We start from the raw sequence: 1657 nt of genomic DNA on the forward strand, positions 1-1657 counted from the left end.
GGGGATCTTGCTCACCGGGGCGGCCGTTTGGTTGCTCGTGCGGGCCGCCGAGCTGCCGCCCGTGCTGACGCTCTCCGCGGCCGTCGTGCTCGTGCGTGGGAGCGCGGTCGCGCGGCCGCTGCTGCGGTATGCGGAGCGGCTCGTCGCGCATCAGGTGGCGTTCGGGCGGCTCGGGGTGCGGCGGGCGGCTGTCTACGCCGGGTTGGTGCCGCGGGTGCCGGGGCCCCGGGTGCGGCGGCGTGGTGAGTTGCTCACCCGCGTCGTGGACGATGTGGACGCTGACGTCGACGGCTTGCTGCGCGGGGTGTTGCCGGCGGTGGCCGCGCTGCTGGCGGCGGCCGTGGCGGTTGCCGTCGTCGCTGCCGTCCGGCCGGTCGCCGCGGTGCCGCTGATCGCCGGGATCGTCGTCGCCGGAGGGGTGGCGCCCGCGCTCGGTGTGTGGCTGGAGGCGCGGCGGGAAGCGGTCACCGGGCAGGCCCGGGCCGAGATGCGCGACGCGGTGGTGGAGACGGTCGACGGGCTGGAAGAGGTGCGGTCGCTGGGCGTACCCGTGGAGCGCAGCCGCCGCCTGGCCCGCACCGAAGCGCTGGCGGCGCGCGGGGCCGGTCTCGCCACCGCGATCGGCCATCTCGGCTGGGGCCTCGCGGTGGCCGGGGCGGCGGTGCTGCTCGCACCGGCTGTCGGGCTCGACCGGGAGTGGGCCGCCGTGCTGCTGCTGGGCATCGTGGCGCTGGCCGAGCCGATGGCAGTGCTGCCGGACGCCGCGCTGGCCCACCGCCGCGCGGTCGCCGCCCGCCGCCGCCTCGCCACCCTGACCGGCGACCCGCTGCCGGCACGGCCGCGACACGACCAGCCCGCCGGGGCGCGGCCGGTCGACGGCTCCGTGCGGATACGCGGGCTGGCCGCCGGGTGGGACCGGGCGGCCTTTCAAGGGTTGCGGCTCGACGTCCCGGCGGGTGGGGCAACAGTCGTGCTCGGGCCCTCCGGCAGTGGGAAATCCACCCTCGCCGCGGTGCTGGCCGGCTTCCTCGACCCGCGTGCCGGCAGCGTGCGGATCGGCGGCGTGGACCTCGCGACCCTCGACGAGGCCACGCTGCGCGGGACCGTGGCCCTCGTCGGGGACGAGACCGAGCACGTCTTCGCGTCGACCGTCCGGGAGAACCTTCGCATCGCCCGGCCCGGGGCCACCGACGCCGAGCTGGAGGCGGTGCTGCGAAGGGTCGGCCTGGACGGCTGGGGCAAGACCCTCGACACCCGGCTCGGCAGCGGCGGGTCGACGCTGTCCGGCGGGCAGCGCAAGCGCCTCGCCACCGCCCGCGCTCTGCTTGCCGACCCGCTGTTGCTGATCCTCGACGAGCCCACCGAGGGACTCGACGAGGCCGGCGCCGAGGTTCTCATGTCCGACCTGCTGAGAGCCGCACGAGAGAAGGCCGTGCTGGTGCTCACGCACCGCACCGACGGGCTACAGCCGGTGCCCCGTCGTCGCGTCCACATGATCGGGGATCTCGTCGTGCCGGTCGCCGACGGTGAGCGTGCCGGTGGGCTCGAACATCAAGATGGACGCGCCGGAAGGGGCGACCGGCTTGTGCTCGGTGCCCCTCGGTACGACGAAGACGCTGCCGCGCGGCAGGGTCACGCTGCGGTCGCGCAACTCGAT

1 protein-coding gene is annotated in these 1657 nt (G+C 76.0%); it reads left to right on the forward strand.

Translation table 11 applies throughout. The annotated features are described in order from the left end of the window. Nucleotides 1-1657, forward strand: a 1657-nt coding sequence (gene cydC / locus AB0M20_RS42230) for a thiol reductant ABC exporter subunit CydC (protein ID WP_364307017.1), incomplete at both ends; no start/stop codon positions are given.

This window comes from Actinoplanes sp. NPDC051633 (assembly GCF_040681735.1).
GTDB lineage: Bacteria > Actinomycetota > Actinomycetes > Mycobacteriales > Micromonosporaceae > Actinoplanes.